At 60.7% G+C, this 1,643-nt stretch carries 1 protein-coding gene; it reads right to left on the bottom strand.

Features of this window, described 5'->3' with window-relative positions:
- Positions 1 to 1,598, bottom strand: a 1,598-nt coding sequence (locus ACFT1A_RS30940; RefSeq protein ID WP_378450105.1) for a condensation domain-containing protein, incomplete at its 3' end; no start/stop codon positions are given.
- Positions 1,599 to 1,643 lie beyond the last annotated feature (45 nt).

Raw genomic sequence — 1,643 nt, 5'->3', positions numbered from 1 at the left:
GCCGCCACCAAACCCGCCAACGTCACATCATCAACACAACGATCCGTAACATTCACACCCCCCAACACCAACCCACGCTCAACCACAGACTCCACCTCGAACGTCTCGACGATCGTGGACGTGTCCGCCACTGCAGCGCTCACCACCGCGACATATGCATCGACCAACCGCCCTGCGGTTGCCTCGTCGAAGAGATCGGTGGCATAGGTCAGGTGTAGGTTCAGACCGCCGCGAGACCCGTCGGCGGTGAGTACTTCGTTGAACACGAAGTCCAGGTCGAACTGTGTAGTGGCCACAACGTTGTCGACTTCGGCGATACGTATGCCGTCGAACTCGAGTTCGGTCAAGGCGATGTTCTGCAGGGTCAAACTGACCTGGAAAATGGGTGAGTACGACTGTGAACGAACTGGATCGAGTACCTCCACCAGGCGCTCGAACGGCACGTCGGCGTTCTCGAACGCCTGGAGGTCGAATTCTCGAACCGACTCGAGCAATTCCGCGAAACGAGCGCCGGGCGACACCACGGCACGCAATGCGAGGGTATTGACGAACATGCCGACCAGATCGTCGAGTGCACGTTCTCCTCGGCCTGCAACAGGAGTTCCCACAACCACGTCGTATTCACCGCTGTAGCGCGAAAGCACAACAGCGAGAGCGGCATGCAACACCATGAACGGCGTAGCGCCGTGTTCACGTGCGACCTTCTCCAGTTGCTCGTTCACTTCGGGACTCAGATGTGCAGAGTAGACGGCTCCGCGGCCGGAGGCTTCCGCCGGCCGCGGCCGGTCCAGCGGTAGATCGATCACCGACGGTATTGCATCGAGAGCGGTGCCCCAGAAGTCGAGTTGTCGCGAGATCAGCGACTTCGACGATTCTTCCGAACCCAACGTCTCGAGCTGCCACAACGCATAATCCGCATACTGCACCTCCAGCAGCGCCCACGACGGCACCGCACCCCTGGACCGCGCCTCGTACGCCACCATCACATCACGCGTCAACGGCCCCATCGAGAAACCGTCACCCGCAATGTGATGCACCGTCATCGCCAGAACGAACTCGAACTCGGCAACCTCGAACAGGTGGGCCCGCATGGGGATCTCGGACGTGACGTCGAACGATGCTCCGAGCACCTCGGAAACTCGTTCGAGGAGAACGCCTTCGGACACCCGCTCGGTCGTCAGTTCGACGGGCGCGTCATCAGGCGAGAGAATTCTCTGGAAACCGATGCCGTCCACTTCCGGATACACCGTCCGGAGCACCTCATGGCGACGCACCAGGTCACCCACTGCCGCAGCGAGTGCCGACACGTCGAGGTCTCCTGAAAGGCGAAGCACCACCGGCATGTTGTACGCCGACGAATCGGGATCGAAGCGGTTGAGGAACCACATACGCGACTGAGCCGGTGACAACGGGATCGTCGACGGACGTTCCCGAGCTGTCAGCGCCGGCCGATTCGAGGACACCGAAGCGTCGAGGACTGCAGCGAGTTCGGCTACCGTCGGTGAGTCGAAGATCGCTCGCAACGGTATGTCAGTGCCTCGGTCTGCGTTGATGCGGCTGATGAGCCTGGTCGCATTGAGCGAATTACCACCCAACACGAAGAAATCATCATCCAACCCAACCCGCGACCCACACCCCAACAC

It is taken from the genome of Rhodococcus sp. NPDC057135 (assembly GCF_042670865.1).
Lineage (GTDB): Bacteria > Actinomycetota > Actinomycetes > Mycobacteriales > Mycobacteriaceae > Rhodococcus_F.
The sequence above is the reverse complement of the archived record's forward strand: the minus strand, read 5'-3'. Positions and strand labels throughout refer to the sequence as shown.